The sequence below is a fragment of the Paracoccus thiocyanatus genome, assembly GCF_900156255.1.
GTDB classification, from domain to species: Bacteria; Pseudomonadota; Alphaproteobacteria; order Rhodobacterales; family Rhodobacteraceae; genus Paracoccus; species Paracoccus thiocyanatus.
On the sequence record NZ_FTMK01000009.1, the window covers coordinates 50,841 to 67,942 of the forward strand.

The window sequence follows — 17,102 nt, forward strand, 5'->3', positions numbered from 1 at the left end:
TTGCAGGACTTGCCCGACTGCGGCCAAGGCCATACTGTCGCCCAGGAAATTAGTCAACTTTCTAGCGCAGCCCGGCTGCGTCCGGAGCAGCCATGGCCTTGCAATCCCTGCCTTTGCGCGACACCGAACAGGCCTATGGCCGGGTGTCCCGCCTGCTGCATTGGAGCATCGCCGCCCTGATGCTGTGGCAGTTCCTGGGCATGGGTCTGCGGCTGCTGCTGGGCCGCCAGCCGGTGGTTTCCTTTTTCGTGGGTTGGCACCAGCCGGTGGGAACGGTGCTGTTCGTGCTGATCGCCCTGCGGCTGGCATGGGCGCTGGCCAATCGCGGCAACCGGCCCGATCACGGCCGCGGGCTGGGCGGGCTGGCGGCGCGGCTGGGCCATCTGGCGCTGTATCTGGTCATGGCCGCCGTGCCGGTCGCGGCCTTGCTGCGCGCCTATGGCGGCGAGCGGGCCTTTGCGCCCTTCGGCTTCCAGATTTTCCCGGCGCAGGTGCCGCCGATCGGCTGGATGGTCGGCCTGGGCGATGCGCTGCACGGAGAGATGGCCTGGCTGCTTTTGCTGCTGATCCTGGGCCATGTCGTCATGGTCGGCGTGCATGAAAGCATGTGGCGCGACGGCACCCTGGCGCGCATGGCCGGGCGGCGCCGGGCGGGCCTTTAGGCCACAGTCGCGCGCCGGCAAACAGGGGCGGCGCGGCCTTTTTCGTTGATTGCCCGGCGGGCCGGTGTCACCATTGCGTCATGATGAATGCGCCCTTCGGCTTTCCGTCCCAGCATGATCGCGTGGCCTTTGACCGCGCCGAACTGGGCGTCATCCTGTCGCTTTACGGCCGCATGGTCGCGGCCGGGGAATGGCGGGACTATGCCATGTCGTTCCTTCGCGACATGGCGGTGTTCTCGGTCTTTCGCCGGGCGGCCGAACATCCGCTTTACCGCATCGAAAAGCGCCCCAGGCTGCGCCAGGCGCAGGGGCAATATGCGGTAATCGGCATGGATGGGCGCGTTCTCAAGCGCGGCCACGACCTGCCCACGGTGCTGCGGGTGCTGGAGAAAAGGCTGATCCGCGCCGTGGACTGACACGTCAGCCTGGCCGGCCGCCGGGCGGGGGCGCTTCGGCCCGGCTGCGCAGATAGCTTTGCGGCGGAACGCCGAAATGGCCGCGAAACGCCGCGACAAAGGCGCTGGCGCTGCGATAGCCCAGCGAATGGGCGATGGTGGTGCTGCTTTCACCGCGCTCCAGCCGCCCGACGGCGGCCAGCAGGCGCACCCGGCTGCGCCAGTCGCGAAAGGACAGGCCGGTCTCGGCGCGAAACAGCCGCTCCAGCGTGCGGGGGCTGGCCCCGGCCTGGGCCGCCAGCAGCGGCAGCGGGCGCGGATCGGCGGGATGGCGGCCCAGATGCGCCGTCACCCGCCGCAGGCGCGGATCATGGCCACCGGGCAAGTCCAGGGGCGCGGGCTGCGCCGCCGCGATCTCGTCCAGCGCCACGGCGCCCAGCCGGGCCAGGCGGGCCGGATCGGCCTGGGCCACCATGCGCAGGATCACCTCGCGCAGCAGGGCCGAGACCGGCAGCACCTCGCATCCCCGTCCCTGGGGCCGCACCGGATGCGCGGGATCGACGTAAAGGTTGCGGGTCCGGGCCCCGCTGCCGGGGCGCGACACGACATGCATCTCGTGCCGGGTGCCGCCGGGGATCCAGATGCCGAAGCCGGGCGGCACCAGCCAGGTCCCGTCCTCGGCCCCCAGTCGCAACAGCCCCTCGGCCGCCCATAAAAGCTGTCCGCGCGGATGGGCGTGCGGCGTCACATGCGCGCCCGCCGCAAGGTCGCGCCCATGGGCAAGCACCGGCCGCGCCGGGTCGATCACAAAGGCGGCGCCGCTGGGGTCAAAGCGCAGGATTGGCGGATCAGCGACAAGTTTTGTCATGATAGCGAACTTACGCAATGGGCGGGCTTCCGTCTAGGCTGCGCCGTCCCAATCAGGCGCTTGCGATGAAACTCTCTGTCCGTCCCCTTGTCTTTCTGCTCAGCCTGGCCCTGGCCGTGCTGCTGGCCGTCGGCCCGATCCCCCAGCCCCTTGGCCGAAACGCCGCCGTGGTGCTGGTCACGCTGTCCTTGTGGAGCACCGGGCTGGTGCCGCCCTTCCTGACCTCGCTGATCTTTTTTGCTGCGGTGCTGATCCCCGGCCTGGCCCCGCCGGACCTGGTCTTTGCCGGCTTCGGCTCGGCCGCGGTCTGGCTGATCGTGTCGGGCTTCGTCATCGGGGCGGCGATCACCGGCTCGGGACTGGGCGGCCGCATCGCGGGGGTGCTGGCGCCGCTGGTCGGCAGCAGCTATCTGCGGCTGATCCTGGTGATGACGCTGGCGGCCATGGCACTGGGTTTCGTCATGCCGTCGTCGGTCGGGCGGGCCGTGGTGCTGGTGCCGGTCGGCATGGCGCTGGCGGAACGGCTGGGGCTGCACCAGGGATCGAACGGGCGCATCGGCCTGGCCGTGGCGCTGACCCTGGCCTGCAACATGCCCAGTTTCGCCATCCTGCCGTCGAACATCCCCAACATGATCCTGGCCGGCGCGGCCGAGGGGCAGCACGGCGTCACCTTTGGCTATATGTCCTATCTGGTGCTGCACTACCCGGTGCTGGGGATCGTGAAATCCCTGCTGACCGTGGCGCTGGTCGTCGCGCTTTTCCCCGCCCAGGTCGTCCCCGCCGCGGGGGCGATCGTCGACCGTCCGCCGATTTCCGCGGCCGAGCGCCGGGTGGCGCTGATCCTGGCGGGCACGCTGGCGCTGTGGATGACCGACCGGCTGCACGGGATCGGCCCCGCCTGGATCGGCATTGCGACGGCGGCGCTGCTGTTGATGCCGCGCCTTGGCGCGGTGCCGCCCAAGCAGTTCAACGCCTCGGTCGATTTCGGCATGGTGCTGTTCGTCGCGGGCGCGCTGGCGCTGGGGGCGGTCGTCAACGCCTCGGGCCTGGGCAATGTGCTGGGCGGCGCGCTGCGCGACTGGCTGCCGCTGCAAGAGGGTGCGAGTTTCGTGAATTTCCTGTCCCTTACCGCCATGTCGGGGCTGATGGGGCTGATCACCACCAATCCCGGCGTGCCGACCGTGCTGACGCCGATGGCGCCGGATCTGGCGCTGGCGACCGGGCTGTCGCTCAAGGCGGTGCTGATGACCCAGGTGGTCGGCTTTGCCACGGTGATCTTTCCCTATCAGGTCGGGCCGTTCGTGCTGGCGATGCAGCTTTCGGGCGAAAGGCTGGGCCATGTGCTGCGCATCACCCTGCCGCTGGCGGTGCTGACCTTCGTGGTGCTGATGCCGCTGGACTGGCTGTGGTGGCGGCTGCTGGGCTGGCTATAGGGCGCGGCGCGCGGCGCGGGTCTTGCGGTTCGCGGCCGCAATCCCGGACGCACCGGCGGCCTAGCCCTTGGCAATCCAGTGGATGACGACGGGGACGGTGGCGATGCTGGCCGCGGTCGAGATCACGATCGCGGCCGAGACGCGCTGCACGCCCGCGCCGAAATATTGCGCAAGGATATAGACATTGCCCGCCACCGGCAGGCTGGCGGCGGCGATCATCACCCCTGCCGCATAGGGTTCGACGCCAAAGACCGCCAGCGCGGCCACGCCCACCGCCAGCGGGTGCAGCACCAGCTTGGCAAAGCCCAGCCACAGCGCCGGGCCCATCCGCTCGGCCACGCGGCCGGCAAGGCTGGCCCCGATGGCAAACAATGCCCCCGGCGTGGCCGAGGCGCCCAAAAGCGCCAGGAATTCGTCCAGCGGCGCCGGCATCGGCAGGCGCAGCCCGCCCCAGGCCAGGCCCGCCAGCATCGAGACGATCATCGGGTTCGAGACGATCCCCCGCAACAAGGGCCAAAGCGTCGCCAGCCGCACCCGCCCCTGGCGCGCGCAAGTGGCGATCAGGGTGATGAGCGTTGAAAACACCACCAGGTCGATGGTCAGCACCATCAGCACCGGCCCGATGGCGCGTTCGCCCAGCAGAACGACCAGCATCGGCACGCCCAGGAAGCCGGTATTGCCGATTATCGCGGTATGTGCCTCCATCGCCGCAGTTACGAGCGGCTGGCGCCGCCAGCGCGCCACCGCGAAACCCAGCGCCCAAAGCCCGGCCGAGCCGCAAAGATAGGCCAGGGCAAAGGCCGGGTCGAACAGCCGCCCCATGTCCAGCGTCGCGGCAAAGCGGAACAGCATGGCCGAAAGCGCGAAATAGAAGACGAATTTCGTCAGCCAGCCGGTCGCCTCGGCCGGAAAGAAGCGCGTGCGCCCGGCCAGCCAGCCCGTGCCGATAAGCAAGAAGAACGGCAGGGTCTTCAGAAAGATTGCCAGCATCAGTCCGCGGCGATGGCGCAGGCCGGGCCGCGCTCAATGATATATTCGGTCTCGCCGGGGGCAATGTCGCGCCGGGCGATCAGCCGGTGGCCGGCTTCGGCGCAGAAATGCGGCACGTCTATCACCGCGGCGGGATCGGTCGCCAAAAGCGCGACCCGGCTGCCCTGCGGCAGCGCCATCAGCCGCTTGCGCAGCCGCAGCACCGGCAGGGGGCAGATAAGACCGCGCGCGTCGATCTGCACGGTCATGCGGCGGTATCCGCCAGCCGAGCGCGGCACCAGTCGTCGATCCGGTCGGCGCAGACCGGCTGGGCCAGGTCGCCGGCAAAGGCGTGAAAGCCGGGCAACTGTTCGTCGGGGACATGCACCAGCACCGGAATGCCGGCGGCCAGCGCGCGGGCGATGGTTTCGCGAAAGCCGCGGCCAAAGCATTCCTGCTTGCCGAACTTGTTGACGATCATCAGGTCGGCGCCACGCGCCAGCACCGATTCGGTGCGGGCGACGGCCTGGGCCAGCGCGCCGGTATCCAGCCGGCAGCCCTGCGAGCCGAGCCCGAGCGACTGGGTGATGCGCACCGGCAGGCCGTCATCGCCCAGGATGCGCAGGTCCATGTCGCAATCGCAGCCGGGGCTGGTCTCGGTGTTGATCTGCACTGCGCCGGCCAGCCGCATCCCGGCCGCGGCAAGCCGTTCGGCCGCGGCGGTCAGCAGCCGGTCGCCGGCGCCCGGCGTCTGGTCCTGGATGGTGACGAAACCCAGCATGGCGGTTCCTTTCATGGCGGCCAGCATAGTCCCTGGGCGCACCGGCGCAATATTGAGTATTTGGAAAACGGTGAAAGCGGCCGAGGTCAGTTCCCCTCGGCCAGCGGGCCATAGAGGATCAGCGCCGGATGCGGGCTGGGGCCTTCGGTCGCCAGTTGCTGGGCCAAGGCCGCCACGGTGCTGCGGACCAGGCGCTGGTGGGGGTGGCCCACCGCCTCGGCCAGCAGGGCGGGGGTGTCGGGGGGCAGGCCGTTTTCGGCCAGCAGCGCCGCCATGCGCGGGAAGGTGCGCTGGCCCATGAAGACCACGGTGGTGGCCTGCGGATCGGCCAGGGCGGCCCAGTTCTGGTCCTGGGGCAGCCCGCCGGTCACATCGGCGCCGGTGACGAATTGCAGCCGCCGCGCGGTCTGGCGGCGGGTCAGCGGCAACCCGGCCACGGCGGCCGCCGCAACGGCCGAGGGCACGCCGGGCACGATCTGGAACGGGATCGCGTGGCGGCGCAGGGCCGTCAGTTCTTCCTCCAGCCGGCCGAAAATGCCGGAATCGCCGGATTTCAGCCGCACCACATGCTTGCCGGCGCCGGCATGTTCGACCAGCAGCGCGTTCACATGGTCCTGCTTGGCCGAAGGCCGGCCGGCGCGCTTGCCGACGCCGATGCGCTGCGCCTGCGGCCCGGCCAGGTCCAGCACCGGCCCCGAGGCGAGGTCGTCGTAAAGCACCACATCCGCCTGGGCCAGCAGCCGGGCGGCGCGCAGGGTCAGAAGCTCGGGGTCGCCGGGACCCGAGGAAACGAAGCTGACAAGACCGATCCGTTCACGCATGACCTGGCGATGCGGCAAAATCCGCGCCAAGGCAAGGGGCTGCTTGCCGGCTGCCCCACCATTTGCCATAGAGGGCGCGACCGCGACCTTGGGGATCAAGCCATGTTCCGTGCCCGCCATCTTCTGGGGATCGAGCCGCTCGCCCCCCCCGAAATCACCACGCTTCTTGACCTGGCCGAGACCTATGTCGACCTGAACCGCCGCACGGTCAAGCATTCCGACGCCCTGGCCGGGATGACGCAGATCAACATGTTCTTCGAGGCCTCGACCCGCACCCAGTCCAGCTTCGAGCTGGCCGGCAAGCGGCTGGGCGCCGACGTGATGAACATGGCGATGCAAAGCAGTTCGGTGAAAAAGGGCGAGACGCTGATCGACACCGCGCTGACGCTGAACGCCATGCATCCGGACCTGCTGGTGGTGCGCCATCCGCAATCGGGCGCGGTGGACCTTTTGGCGCAAAAGGTGAATTGTGCGGTGCTGAACGCCGGCGACGGCCGGCACGAGCATCCGACGCAGGCGCTGTTGGACGCGCTGACCATCCGCCGCGCCAAGGGGCGGCTGCACCGGCTGACCGTGGCGATCTGCGGCGACATTGCCCATAGCCGGGTCGCGCGCTCGAACCTGATCCTGCTGGGCAAGATGGAGAACCGGCTGCGGCTGGTCGGCCCGGCGACGCTGATGCCCTCGGGCGCGCGGGACTGGGGCTGCGAGGTCCATGAGGACATGCGCGAGGGGCTGAAGGGCGCCGATGTGGTGATGATGCTGCGCTTGCAGAAAGAGCGGATGGACGGCGGTTTCATCCCCTCGGAACGGGAATATTACCACCGCTGGGGGCTGGACGCCGAAAAGCTGGCCCTGGCGGCGCCGGATGCCATCGTCATGCATCCCGGCCCGATGAATCGCGGGGTCGAGATCGACGGCACCATCGCTGACGACATCAACCGCTCGGTGATCCAGGACCAGGTGGAAATGGGCGTCGCCGTGCGCATGGCGGCGATGGACCTGCTGGCGCGCAACCTGCGCGCCGAGCGGGGCCGTGCGGCGGCGGAGATGATGGCATGATCCTGCACTTTCAAAACGCCCGCCTGATCGACCCCGAGGCGCAATCGGTCGGCGAGGGCTCGCTGACCGTCCGCGACGGACGGATCGAGGCCCTGGGCACTGATGCCCCGCAAGGCGCCGAGCTGATCGACTGCGGCGGCAAATGCCTCGCCCCCGGCCTGGTCGACTGGGGCGTCAAGATCGGCGAGCCGGGCGAGCGGCACAAGGAAAGCTTCCGCAGCGCCGGCCGGGCGGCGGCGGCGGGCGGCGTGACCACGGTGATCGCCCGCCCCGACACGCTGCCGCCGATCGACGCGCCGGAATCGCTGGAATTCGCCACCCGCCGCGCCGCCGACGCGCCGGTGAACATCCGCCACATGGCGGCGCTGACCCGCGGCCGCGAAGGACGCGAGATGGTCGAGATGGGCTTTCTGCAGGACGCGGGCGCCGTCGCCTTCACCGACGGGGTGCGGGTGGTTTCCGACACCCGACTGCTGTCGCGCTGCATGACCTATGCCCGCGGGCTGGGCGCCCTGATCGTCGGCCATCCGCAGGAACCGGGCCTGTCCAGGGGGGCCGCGGCGACCGGCGGCAAGTTCGCCTCGCTCTACGGCCTGCCGGCGGTCTCGCCCATGGCCGAGGTGATGGGGCTCGACCGCGACCTGGCGCTGGTGGCGATGACCGGCGCGCGCTATCACGCCGACCAGATCACCGTCGCGGCCAGCCTGCCGGCGCTGCGGCGTGCGCGCGAAGGTGGGCTGGACGTCAGTGCCGGCATCTCGATCCACCACCTGACGCTGAACGAATATGACGTCGGCGGCTATCGCACCTTCTTCCGCTTTACCCCGCCGCTGCGGTCCGAGGACGACCGGCTGGCCATGGTCGAGGCGGTGGCCGATGGGCTGATCGACGTGATCGCCAGCTTCCACACGCCGCAGGACGAAGAAAGCAAGCGCCTGCCCTTTGCCGAGGCGGCGCCGGGCGCGGTGGGGCTGCAAACCCTGTTGCCGGCGGCGATGCGGCTTTACCACCAGGGCGGGCTGAGCCTGCCGCAGCTTTGGCGGGCGATGGCGCTCAATCCGGCGCGGCGGCTGGGCCTGCCGGGTGGGCGGCTTGCGGCGGGCGCGCCGGCCGATCTGGTGCTGTTCGACCCCGACGCGCCCTTCGTGCTGGACCGCTTCACCTTGCTGTCGAAGTCCAAGAACACCCCCTTCGACGGGGCGCGGATGGAGGGCCGGGTGCTGGGCACCTGGGTCGCCGGCTGCCGCGTCTTCGGAGAGGCGGCATGAGCCTGATCCTCTGGGCCGTCATCGGCTACCTGCTGGGCTCGGTGCCCTTCGGCATCGTCATCACCCGCGCGCTGGGCCTGGGCGATTTGCGCCAAATCGGCTCGGGCAATATCGGCGCGACCAATGTGCTGCGCACCGGCAACAAGCCGGCAGCGCTGGCCACGCTGCTTCTGGACAGCGGCAAGGGGGCCATCGCCGTGCTGCTGGCGCGCTGGCTGGCCGGCCCCGACGCGGCGCTTCTGGCCGGCGCCGCGGCCTTCCTGGGCCACCTGTTCCCGGTCTGGCTGGGCTTTCGCGGCGGCAAGGGGGTCGCCACCTTTCTGGGCACGCTGCTGGCGCTGGACTGGCGGCTGGGCGTTGCGGCCTGCAGCATCTGGCTGCTGACGGCGGCTGCCGGCCGGATATCGTCGCTTTCGGCGCTGGTGGCGGCGGCGCTGACGCCCTTCGTTGCCCTGTGGCTGGACGGCACGCGCATGGCGGCGGTGACGGCGTTCATGGCGGTGCTGATCTTCATCCGCCACCGGGCGAATATCGCCCGCATCCTGGACGGAACCGAGCCCCGCATAGGTGGCAAGGCCTGATCTTCACCGTTTTGAAAATACTCCGGGGTCCGGGGCAGAGCCCCGGTCCGGCCGCGCCGCTCAGCGCGTCGGCACCGGCTCCTCGCCCGCGTAATCGTAAAAGCCGCGCCCGGTCTTGCGGCCCAGCCAGCCCGCCTCGACATATTTCACCAGCAGCGGGCAGGGTCGGTATTTGGTGTCCGCCAGCCCCTCGTGCAGCACGTTCATGATCGCCAGGCAGGTGTCCAGGCCGATGAAATCCGCCAGTTCCAGCGGCCCCATCGGATGATTGGCGCCCAGCTTCATCGACTGGTCGATGGATTTGACCGAGCCGACGCCCTCGTAAAGCGTATAGACCGCCTCGTTGATCATCGGCATCAGGATGCGGTTGACGATGAAGGCCGGGAAATCCTCGGCGCTGGCCGAGGTCTTGCCGATCTTCTCGACCACCTCGACCAGGGCCTTGTAGGTTTCTTCGTTGGTGGCGATGCCGCGGATCAGCTCGACAAGCTGCATGACCGGCACCGGGTTCATGAAGTGGAAGCCCATGAAGCGTTCAGGGCGGTCGGTGCGGCTGGCCAACCGGGTGATCGAGATCGACGAGGTGTTCGAGGTCAGGATCGTTTCCGGCTTCAGATGCGGCAGCAGGTCCTCGAAGATCGCCTGCTTGACGGTCTCGCGCTCGGTCGCAGCCTCGATGACCAGGTCCGTCCGGCCCAGGTCGGCCAGGGTCATGGTGGTGGCAATGCGCTTCATCGCTGCCGCCTTGTCCTCGGCCGAAACCTTGCCGCGGCCGACCTGGCGTTCCAGGTTATGGTCGATCTGGGTCAAGGCCCTGTCCAGCGCCTCGCGCGAGATGTCGGTCAGAATCACGTCATAGCCTGCCAGCGCAAAGACATGCGCAATGCCATTGCCCATCTGCCCGGCGCCGATCACGCCCACCGATTGAATCGCCATGAACTCATCCTTTCGTCGATCAGCCGGGACGATAGGCGCAAGCGCCCTGGACGTTCAATGCAAAAACCGCGCAGCCTGGTGCCGCGCGGTTTTCAGGTTGTCCTGGTCGGCCCAGGGGGGCTTTGCCCCCCGCGACCCCACGGCCCCTTGATGGGGCCGCGGGGTCGCTCCCCCCAGGATATTTGGCCACGAAAGAAGCGATCAGAGCTTGCCGGTCAGTTCCGGCACCACGGTGAACAGGTCGCCCACCAATCCGTAATCGGCGATCTGGAAGATCGGCGCCTCTTCGTCCTTGTTGATCGCCACGATGACCTTGCTGTCCTTCATCCCCGCAAGGTGCTGGATGGCGCCGGAGATACCGACCGCCACGTAAAGCTCGGGCGCCACCACCTTGCCGGTCTGGCCGACCTGCCAGTCGTTCGGGGCATAGCCGCTGTCCACCGCCGCGCGCGAGGCACCCACCGCGGCGCCAAGCTTGTCGGCCAGCGCCTCGATCAGCGCGAAGCTTTCCTGCGAGCCAAGGCCGCGGCCGCCCGAAACCACGCGCCGGGCCGAGCTGAGCTCGGGGCGGTCCGATTGCGCCACCTCGTCGGCCAGCCAGGCCGACAGGCCCGGATCGGCCGCCGGGGCGGCGTCGGAGACCGCGGCCGAACCGCCTTCGCCCGCCGCCTCGAAGCTGGCGGTGCGGATGGTGAAGACCTTTTTCGCATCGCGCGACTTCACCACCTGGATGGCGTTGCCGGCATAGATCGGGCGTTCGAACGTGTCCGCGTCGATCACCTTCGACACATCCGAGATCACCATCGCGTCCAGAAGCGCCGCGACGCGCGGCATGACGTTCTTGGCATCGGTGGTCGCCGGGGCGGCGATATGGTCGTAATCGCCGGCAAGGCCCACGATCAGCGCCGCCGTCGGTTCGGCCAGGCGGTGGCCGTAGCGTGCATCCTCGGCCACCAGCACCTTGGCGACGCCGGCGATCTCTGCGGCCTCTTCGGCCGCGGCACGCGCCTGGGCGCCGGCGCAAAGCACCGTGACATCGCCCAAGGCGCCGACCGCGCCCACCGCCTTGGCGGTCGCATCGCGGTTCAGCGTGCCATTCGTGACTTCTCCAAGCAGCAGAACCGCCATCAGATCACCCCCGCTTCTTTCAGTTTCGACACCAGCTCGTCCACCGAGCCCAGCTTGATGCCGGCCTTGCGCCCCTCGGGCTCGCGCACCGAGACGACTTCCAGCCGCGGCGAGACGTCGACGCCGTAATCGGCCGCCGTCTTTTCCTCCAAGGGCTTTTTCTTGGCCTTCATGATGTTGGGAAGGCTGGCATAGCGCGGCTCGTTCAGCCGCAGGTCGGCGGTGACGACCGCCGGCAGGCCGACTTCGATGGTCTGGAGGCCGCCATCGACCTCGCGGGTGACGCGGGCCTTGCCGCCGTCGAGTTCCAGCTTGCTGGCAAAGGTCGCCTGGCCCCAGCCCAGGATCGCCGCCAGCATCTGGCCGGTGGCGTTCATGTCGTTGTCGATGGCCTGCTTGCCGGCGATGATCAGTTCGGCGCCCTGTTCCTGGGCCACCGCGGCGAGGATCTTCGCCACCGCCAGCGGCTCGATGTCCTGGTGCACGTCATCGGCGGCGACGACCAGGATCGCCCGGTCGGCGCCCATGGCGAGCGCGGTGCGCAGCGTCTCGGCCGCCTGACGCACGCCGATCGAGACGGCGATGACCTCCTCGGCCTTGCCGGCTTCCTTCTGCCGGATCGCCTCTTCCACCGCGATCTCGTCGAACGGGTTCATCGACATCTTCACATTCGCAAGATCGACGCCCGAGCCGTCAGCCTTGACGCGGGCCTTCACGTTGTAGTCGATCACCCGCTTCACGGGCACGAGGATCTTCATCAGCCTTTCCCCTTTGATTGCGTCATCTGTTCGGAGGGTGTGTTAGCGGGCCATCGGCGGCAATGACAGGGAAAAAACGACCGCAACTTGTCGCAACCCCGGCATTCCAACATGTTGCCGCTAACGGCTGGCCCCCGGCACCCACAGGATATCCTGCGCGCCGTTTTCATTGGCGACGCGCCCGGCCACGAACAGCCAGTCCGACAGGCGGTTGAGATATTTCACCGCCGCGGGATTGGCATCCTCGGCCGCCGCCAGCGCCACGGCGGCGCGTTCGGCCCGGCGCGCCACGGTGCGCGACAGGTGCAGATGCGCCGCGAGCGCCGAACCGCCGGGCAGGATGAAGCTGCGCAGGGGCGACAGCGCGGCGTTCATCGCGTCGATCTCGGATTCCAGCCGCTCGACCTGGGGCTCGATGATGCGCAGGACCGGATAGGGGGCCGCGGCATCCTCGTCCATCCGCGGGCGCGACAGGTCGGCGCCAAGATCGAAAAGGTCGTTCTGGATCACCGCGATGCGCGCCGCGATCTCGTCCGCGGCATGCAGGCGGGCCAGGCCCAGCGTGGCGTTCAATTCGTCCACGGTGCCGTAAGCCTTAACCCGCAGCGAATGCTTGGGCACCCGCTCGCCATTCGACAGCGCGGTTTCGCCCTTGTCGCCGGTGCGGGTGTAGATCTTGTTGAGGACGACCATGGCTAGCTCCTGAACCACAGATAAAGCAGGAAGACCGCGATGGCCACGGCCTGGGCGATGATGCGCCAGCGCATCATGCGGTTGCCGTGCTTGCGGTTGAATTCGCCGCCGCGCGCGAAGCCGCCGATGCCGGTGGCCAGGATCACCACCACCGCAAGGCAGCAGATCGCGAGCAGATAGAAAAGCGGTTCGTCATGCATGGGCGGGCCCTTTCGGCGCGAAGCCTAGCTGCGGCGCGCGAACCAGTCCAGTGCGCGCGTGGAAAGAAACCGCCGCCCGATGCCCGAGACATGGGTCGGCGTGGTGACGTAATAGCGCGGCCGCGGCCGCGGGCTTTCCAGCGCCTGGGCGATGCGGGCGCTGACCGCCGCGGGCGGCAGTTCGAAGCGGTCCTTTTTCGCGGCAGGCTCGTAGAGGCGTTTGAGCAGCGTGCGGCGGTATTGCTCGGCCCGCGGGCTGGAGCGCCAGTCGATCCAGGCCTCGAAATGCGAGATCGAGTTCTGGCGGATCTTCGTGCCGATGGGGCCGGGCTCGATCAGGATGAAGCGCACCCCGGTATCGGCCATCTCGACGCGCAGCACGTCGGTCAGCCCTTCCAGCGCGAATTTCGTCGCCACATAGGCACCGCGCCAGGGGATGCCGACCAGGCCCAGGACCGAGCTGATGTTCACCACCCGCCCGCCATGCGCACGGAAATGCGGCAGCAGCCGGCGGGTCAGGTCATGGGTGCCGAAGAGATTGGCCTCGAAGATCGCGCGCAATGCGCCGCGCGGCAGGTCCTCGGCCGCGCCGGGGATGGCGAAGGCGGCGTTGTTGACCAGCGCGTCGATGCGCCCCAGCGCCAGCGCCGATTCGGCGCAGCGGGCGACGCTGTCTTCGCAGCCCAGTTCCAGGGGCAGGGTGTCGAAGCCTTCGGCGCGGCGGGCCTCGATATCCGCGGGCTTGCGGCAGGTGGCAATGACGCGCCAGCCGCGCGTGCGCATGTGCCGCGCCGCGTCCAGCCCGATGCCTGACGAACAGCCGGTGATCAGAACGGTCTTCATGCGCGTCTCCTTGCCCAGACCGGGTTCTGGGGCATGGGCGGGGCTTGTGCAAGCCGCGCATTTCCGGCTGGACCGGCGGCGCGGCCGGGCCTATTCATCCGCCATGTCCGACGACCCGAACACCCCAGATCCGACCCCGCCCGATCCGGGCCAGGGCCAGACCGCATCCGAGCCGCTGTCGCGCGCCATCGGCGAGCGTTACCTGACCTATGCGCTCAGCACCATCATGAACCGGGCGCTGCCGGACGCGCGCGACGGGCTGAAGCCGGTGCATCGGCGCATCCTTTACGCCATGCGCGAATTGCGGCTTAGCCCGACCGGCGCGTTCCGCAAATCGGCCAAGATCAGCGGCGACGTGATGGGCAACTATCACCCGCATGGCGACGCGGCGATCTATGACGCCATGGCGCGGCTGGCCCAGCCCTTTGCCATGCGCTATCCGCTGGTGGACGGGCAGGGCAACTTCGGCAATATCGACGGCGACAACCCCGCCGCCAGCCGCTATACCGAAGCCCGCCTGACCGCGGCCGCCGAGGCGCTGATGGAGGGGCTGGCCGAGAACGCGGTCGATTTCCGCCCGAACTATGACGGCACGCTGGAAGAGCCCATCGTGCTGCCCGCCGCCTTTCCGAACCTGCTGTGCAACGGTGCCAGCGGCATCGCGGTCGGCATGGCGACCAACGTGCCGCCGCATAACCTGCACGAGGTGATCGACGCCTGCCTGCATCTGATCAAGGCGCCGGATGCGCGCGACGAGACGCTGGTTTCCATCATCCCCGGCCCCGATTTCCCGACCGGCGGCGTGCTGGTCGAATCGCGCGAAACCATCGCCGAGGCTTATCGGACCGGCCGCGGCAGCCTGCGGCTGCGGGCGCGCTGGTCGGTCGAGGATCTGGGCCGCGGCCAGTGGCAGGTCGTCGTCACCGAGATCCCCTATCAGGTGCAGAAATCCAAGCTGATCGAGCGGCTGGCCGAGGTGATCCAGCTCAAGAAGGTGCCGATCCTGGCCGATGTGCGCGACGAATCGGCCGAGGACATCCGCATCGTGCTGGAACCCCGCACCCGCGCCGTGGACCCCGAGCAACTGATGGCGGCGCTGTTCCGCGTCAGCGACCTTGAGGTGCGATTCGGCCTGAACATGAACGTGCTGATCGACGGCCGCGTGCCCAAGGTCTGCTCGCTGAAAGAGGTGCTGCGCGCCTTTCTCGACCACCGGCGCGAGGTGCTGGTGCGACGCTCGAACCACCGGCTGGACAAGATCGCGGCGCGGCTGGAGGTGCTGGAGGGCTATATGATCGCCTTCCTGAACCTGGACCGGGTGATCGAGATCATCCGCCACGAGGACGACCCCAAGGCGGTGATGATGGCCGAGTTCGGGCTGTCCGAGGTGCAGGTCGAGGCGATCCTGAACATGCGCCTGCGGGCGCTGCGCCGGCTTGAGGAAATCGAGCTGCGCGCCGAACACGAGACCCTGACCCGCGAACGCGAGGGCCTGGCGGCCATGCTGGCCGACGAAGGCGCGCAATGGGCGAAGATCGCCGAGGAACTGCGCGAGACGCGGACGAAATTCGGCAAATCCGCCCCCGGCGGCCTGCGCCGCACCGAGATCGGCGAGGCCGGCGAGGTGGCCGAGATCGACATGGACGCCATGATCGAGCGCGAGCCGATCACCGTCATCCTGTCGAAGATGGGCTGGATCCGCGCCATGAAGGGCCACCAGCCCCTGGATGCCGAGGTCAAGTTCAAGGATGGCGACGGCCCCTTCATGGCGATCCATGCCGAGACCACCGACAAGCTGATGGTCTTTGCCGCCAATGGCCGCTTCTATACCCTGCCGGCGAACAACCTGCCCGGCGGGCGCGGCATGGGAGAGCCGTTGCGGCTGATGATCGACCTGCCCAACGATGCCGCGGTGATCGACCTCTTTCCCTGGCGCGAGGGCGAACGCTACCTGCTCGCCTCGAAGGCCGGGGACGGGTTCATCGTGGCGGCTGCCGACATGCAGGCGCAGACCCGCGCCGGCAAGCAGGTGCTGAACGGCGAGGCGTTGCTGTGCCGCCGCGTGACCGGCGACCATGTCGCGGTGGTGGGCCAGAACCGCAAGCTGCTGGTGTTCCCGCTTTCCGAATTGCCGGAAATGGCCCGCGGCAAGGGCGTGCGCTTGCAGAAATACAAGGATGGCGGGTTGTCGGACGCGATCTGCATCACCCTGGCCGAGGGGCTGCGCTGGCAGGAAACCGGCGGCCGGACGCGCAGCGAACCGGACCTGTCCGAATGGCTCGGCAAGCGGGCAAGTGCAGGCTATATGGCGCCGCGCGGCTTTCCGCGCGACAACAGGTTCAACTAAGAAAGGGCGGGTCTGGTCCCGCCCTTTACGCTAGCTGTTCACGCTTGGCGCGGGCGCCGGGTTGTCGGTCGGCGTGGTCGCCGCCGTCTGGTCGCTGGACACCTTGTTGTGGCCGGGGCAATCCGCAAGCGCGGGAATGGCCGCCATCGAAAGCGCCAGCGCAAGGGCGACGGTCTTGCTGATCATCATCGTCTCCTTCCTGCGGTTGGGCATGCCGGACGGGCAGGATGCCGGCCCGGCATGGGCCAGCGTGACACGCGCAGACGATTCGATCAATTCCGCCGGCTATTCCTCGCGCACCTGTTTGCGGCCGGTGATCATCGGCCGGACCAGATCCTCGCGCTTCCAGAAGCGATAGAACAGGATCACCGCGACATGCAGCAGCACCAGGATCAGGATCAGCGTGGCGCCCAGATTGTGCCAGCCCACCGCCTTGGACCGGGTGGCGCCGCTGACATAGGATGCCAGCGGCCCGACATTGATATAATCGTCGGGGTCCGAAATCAGCCCGGTCGTCACCTGCGCCGCCAGAACCGCCAGCATCGCGATCACCGACAGCGCGCCCATCGGGTTATGGCCGGGCCAATAGCTGGGCTCGCGCAGGAACATGCCGCGCATATAGCCGGCGATGGCGCCGGGGCCGCGGATGAAATGCGAAAACCGCGCCGGGGCGGGGCCGAAAAACCCCCAGACCAGGCGAAAGCCCAGCAGGCCCGCCACGACATAGCCGCACCAGAAATGCAGCGTCATCTTGGCGGGGCCGAACTGGCCCAGGCCCCAGGCCGCGATCACGAAAAAGGCCAGCAGCCAGTGGAACGCGCGCAGCAGCGGATCCCACAGCCGGACCTCGCGCACCGGGCCGCGCATCAGCTTTTTTCGCGATAGTCGTCGTGGCACGCCTTGCAGGCGCCGCCCAGCTTCTGCACCGCCGGACCGACATTCTCGGCCCCGCCCTTGACCGCATCCGGGGCATCGGCCGCCGCCTGGCGCAGCCCGTCGAACTTGGCGGCGAAATCGTCGGGATCGGACCAGATGGCGGGCCGGGCGGCGCTGTCCTGGGCATCGGCCGAACTGCTGCCTTCGATGAACAGCGACGGCAGGTCATAGCGGGTCAGCGCCTCGATATTGGCGGCGGCGCGGCTGGCGGTCGCCTCGTCATAGGCGACGTCGCCCTTGGCCATGCCCGAAAGCGTGCCCATGTTGATCGCCAGCATCTGGTAGAAACCGTGCCGCGCCTCGATCGCCTGCGCGACGGGGTCGTTGTCCTGGGCCAGGCTGGCCAGCGGAACCGCAGCAAGAGCGGCGGCAGTGAAGATCAGACGCATGTCGTCGTTCCTTTCGTGGCATAGGGCTGCAA

At 68.6% G+C, this 17,102-nt stretch carries 21 protein-coding genes; 7 read left to right on the forward strand and 14 right to left on the reverse strand.

The window, feature by feature from the left end:
• Positions 1-92: 92 nt before the first annotated feature.
• Together F3H32_RS08665 and F3H32_RS08670 are read left to right on the forward strand one after the other, a co-directional pair.
• On the forward strand, positions 93-662 hold the full coding sequence (locus F3H32_RS08665; RefSeq protein ID WP_149765498.1) for a cytochrome b: 570 nt from the start codon (positions 93-95) through the stop codon (positions 660-662).
• Positions 663-745: 83 nt separating this feature from the next.
• Complete coding sequence (locus F3H32_RS08670) at positions 746-1,078, forward strand: DUF2794 domain-containing protein (protein ID WP_115755866.1); 333 nt, start codon at positions 746-748, stop codon at positions 1,076-1,078.
• A 4-nt stretch (positions 1,079-1,082) separates the two neighbouring features.
• On the opposite strand, the gene F3H32_RS08675 is transcribed toward F3H32_RS08670, so the two are convergent.
• Positions 1,083-1,925 carry an AraC family transcriptional regulator gene (locus F3H32_RS08675; protein WP_149765499.1) on the reverse strand — a complete coding sequence of 281 codons (843 nt, stop codon included), beginning with the start codon at positions 1,923-1,925 and terminating at the stop codon, positions 1,083-1,085.
• A 65-nt stretch (positions 1,926-1,990) separates the two neighbouring features.
• Between F3H32_RS08675 and F3H32_RS08680 the strand changes: the two genes are divergently transcribed.
• Positions 1,991-3,358 carry an SLC13 family permease gene (locus F3H32_RS08680; protein ID WP_149765500.1) on the forward strand — a complete coding sequence of 456 codons (1,368 nt, stop codon included), beginning with the start codon at positions 1,991-1,993 and terminating at the stop codon, positions 3,356-3,358.
• A gap of 60 nt (positions 3,359-3,418) precedes the next feature.
• Here the strand turns inward: F3H32_RS08680 and F3H32_RS08685 are convergent, their stop codons facing one another.
• From F3H32_RS08685 to cobA, 4 genes are all read right to left on the reverse strand, one after another.
• Positions 3,419-4,348, reverse strand: coding sequence for an AEC family transporter (locus tag F3H32_RS08685; RefSeq protein ID WP_149765501.1), 930 nt, complete (start codon positions 4,346-4,348; stop codon positions 3,419-3,421).
• On the reverse strand, positions 4,348-4,596 hold the full coding sequence (locus F3H32_RS08690; protein ID WP_149765502.1) for a sulfurtransferase TusA family protein: 249 nt from the start codon (positions 4,594-4,596) through the stop codon (positions 4,348-4,350). The genes F3H32_RS08685 and F3H32_RS08690 overlap by 1 nt, the downstream gene beginning before the upstream one ends.
• Positions 4,593-5,108 carry a DUF2478 domain-containing protein gene (locus F3H32_RS08695; RefSeq protein ID WP_149765570.1) on the reverse strand — a complete coding sequence of 172 codons (516 nt, stop codon included), beginning with the start codon at positions 5,106-5,108 and terminating at the stop codon, positions 4,593-4,595. The genes F3H32_RS08690 and F3H32_RS08695 overlap by 4 nt, the downstream gene beginning before the upstream one ends.
• An 86-nt stretch (positions 5,109-5,194) precedes the next feature.
• The gene (cobA, locus tag F3H32_RS08700) at positions 5,195-5,929 is read right to left on the reverse strand and encodes a uroporphyrinogen-III C-methyltransferase (protein WP_149765503.1); all 735 of its coding nucleotides are present in this window, start codon (positions 5,927-5,929) and stop codon (positions 5,195-5,197) included.
• 102 nt (positions 5,930-6,031) lie between these two features.
• Between cobA and F3H32_RS08705 the strand changes: the two genes are divergently transcribed.
• The 3 genes from F3H32_RS08705 to plsY are packed head-to-tail and all read left to right on the forward strand — an operon-like array spanning position 6,032 to position 8,840.
• Positions 6,032-6,991: an aspartate carbamoyltransferase catalytic subunit gene (locus F3H32_RS08705; RefSeq protein WP_149765504.1), complete on the forward strand. Its 960-nt coding sequence runs from the start codon at positions 6,032-6,034 to the stop codon at positions 6,989-6,991.
• Positions 6,988-8,259 (forward strand): dihydroorotase, encoded by a 1,272-nt coding sequence (gene pyrC, locus F3H32_RS08710; RefSeq protein ID WP_149765505.1) that lies wholly within the window; start codon positions 6,988-6,990, stop codon positions 8,257-8,259. Before F3H32_RS08705 ends, pyrC begins: the two co-directional genes overlap by 4 nt.
• Positions 8,256-8,840: a glycerol-3-phosphate 1-O-acyltransferase PlsY gene (gene plsY / locus F3H32_RS08715; protein WP_149765506.1), complete on the forward strand. Its 585-nt coding sequence runs from the start codon at positions 8,256-8,258 to the stop codon at positions 8,838-8,840. Before pyrC ends, plsY begins: the two co-directional genes overlap by 4 nt.
• 60 nt (positions 8,841-8,900) lie before the next feature.
• Here the strand turns inward: plsY and F3H32_RS08720 are convergent, their stop codons facing one another.
• The 6 genes from F3H32_RS08720 to F3H32_RS08745 all read right to left on the reverse strand — a co-directional run bounded on the left by F3H32_RS08720 (position 8,901) and on the right by F3H32_RS08745 (position 13,398).
• On the reverse strand, positions 8,901-9,776 hold the full coding sequence (locus F3H32_RS08720; protein WP_149765507.1) for a 3-hydroxybutyryl-CoA dehydrogenase: 876 nt from the start codon (positions 9,774-9,776) through the stop codon (positions 8,901-8,903).
• A 201-nt stretch (positions 9,777-9,977) separates the two neighbouring features.
• On the reverse strand, positions 9,978-10,904 hold the full coding sequence (locus F3H32_RS08725; RefSeq protein ID WP_149765508.1) for an electron transfer flavoprotein subunit alpha/FixB family protein: 927 nt from the start codon (positions 10,902-10,904) through the stop codon (positions 9,978-9,980).
• Positions 10,904-11,662, reverse strand: coding sequence for an electron transfer flavoprotein subunit beta/FixA family protein (locus tag F3H32_RS08730; RefSeq protein WP_149765509.1), 759 nt, complete (start codon positions 11,660-11,662; stop codon positions 10,904-10,906). Before F3H32_RS08730 ends, F3H32_RS08725 begins: the two co-directional genes overlap by 1 nt.
• Positions 11,663-11,782: 120 nt before the next feature.
• Positions 11,783-12,355 (reverse strand): cob(I)yrinic acid a,c-diamide adenosyltransferase, encoded by a 573-nt coding sequence (locus tag F3H32_RS08735; protein WP_149765510.1) that lies wholly within the window; start codon positions 12,353-12,355, stop codon positions 11,783-11,785.
• Between the two features lie 2 nt (positions 12,356-12,357).
• Positions 12,358-12,555, reverse strand: coding sequence for a twin transmembrane helix small protein (locus tag F3H32_RS08740; RefSeq protein ID WP_149765511.1), 198 nt, complete (start codon positions 12,553-12,555; stop codon positions 12,358-12,360).
• A gap of 24 nt (positions 12,556-12,579) precedes the next feature.
• Complete coding sequence (locus tag F3H32_RS08745) at positions 12,580-13,398, reverse strand: SDR family NAD(P)-dependent oxidoreductase (protein WP_149765512.1); 819 nt, start codon at positions 13,396-13,398, stop codon at positions 12,580-12,582.
• Positions 13,399-13,501: 103 nt separating this feature from the next.
• Here F3H32_RS08745 and parC point away from each other — a divergent pair, with 103 nt between their 5' ends.
• Positions 13,502-15,745 carry a DNA topoisomerase IV subunit A gene (gene parC, locus F3H32_RS08750; protein WP_149765513.1) on the forward strand — a complete coding sequence of 748 codons (2,244 nt, stop codon included), beginning with the start codon at positions 13,502-13,504 and terminating at the stop codon, positions 15,743-15,745.
• Positions 15,746-15,775: 30 nt separating this feature from the next.
• Here the strand turns inward: parC and F3H32_RS17690 are convergent, their stop codons facing one another.
• The 3 genes from F3H32_RS17690 to F3H32_RS08760 form a co-directional block, all read right to left on the reverse strand.
• Positions 15,776-15,931, reverse strand: a complete 156-nt coding sequence (locus tag F3H32_RS17690) for a hypothetical protein (protein WP_188128626.1) — start codon at positions 15,929-15,931, stop codon at positions 15,776-15,778.
• Between the two features lie 99 nt (positions 15,932-16,030).
• Positions 16,031-16,612 carry a cytochrome b/b6 domain-containing protein gene (locus tag F3H32_RS08755; RefSeq protein ID WP_149765514.1) on the reverse strand — a complete coding sequence of 194 codons (582 nt, stop codon included), beginning with the start codon at positions 16,610-16,612 and terminating at the stop codon, positions 16,031-16,033.
• Positions 16,612-17,070 (reverse strand): c-type cytochrome, encoded by a 459-nt coding sequence (locus F3H32_RS08760; protein ID WP_149765515.1) that lies wholly within the window; start codon positions 17,068-17,070, stop codon positions 16,612-16,614. Before F3H32_RS08760 ends, F3H32_RS08755 begins: the two co-directional genes overlap by 1 nt.
• Positions 17,071-17,102 lie beyond the last annotated feature (32 nt).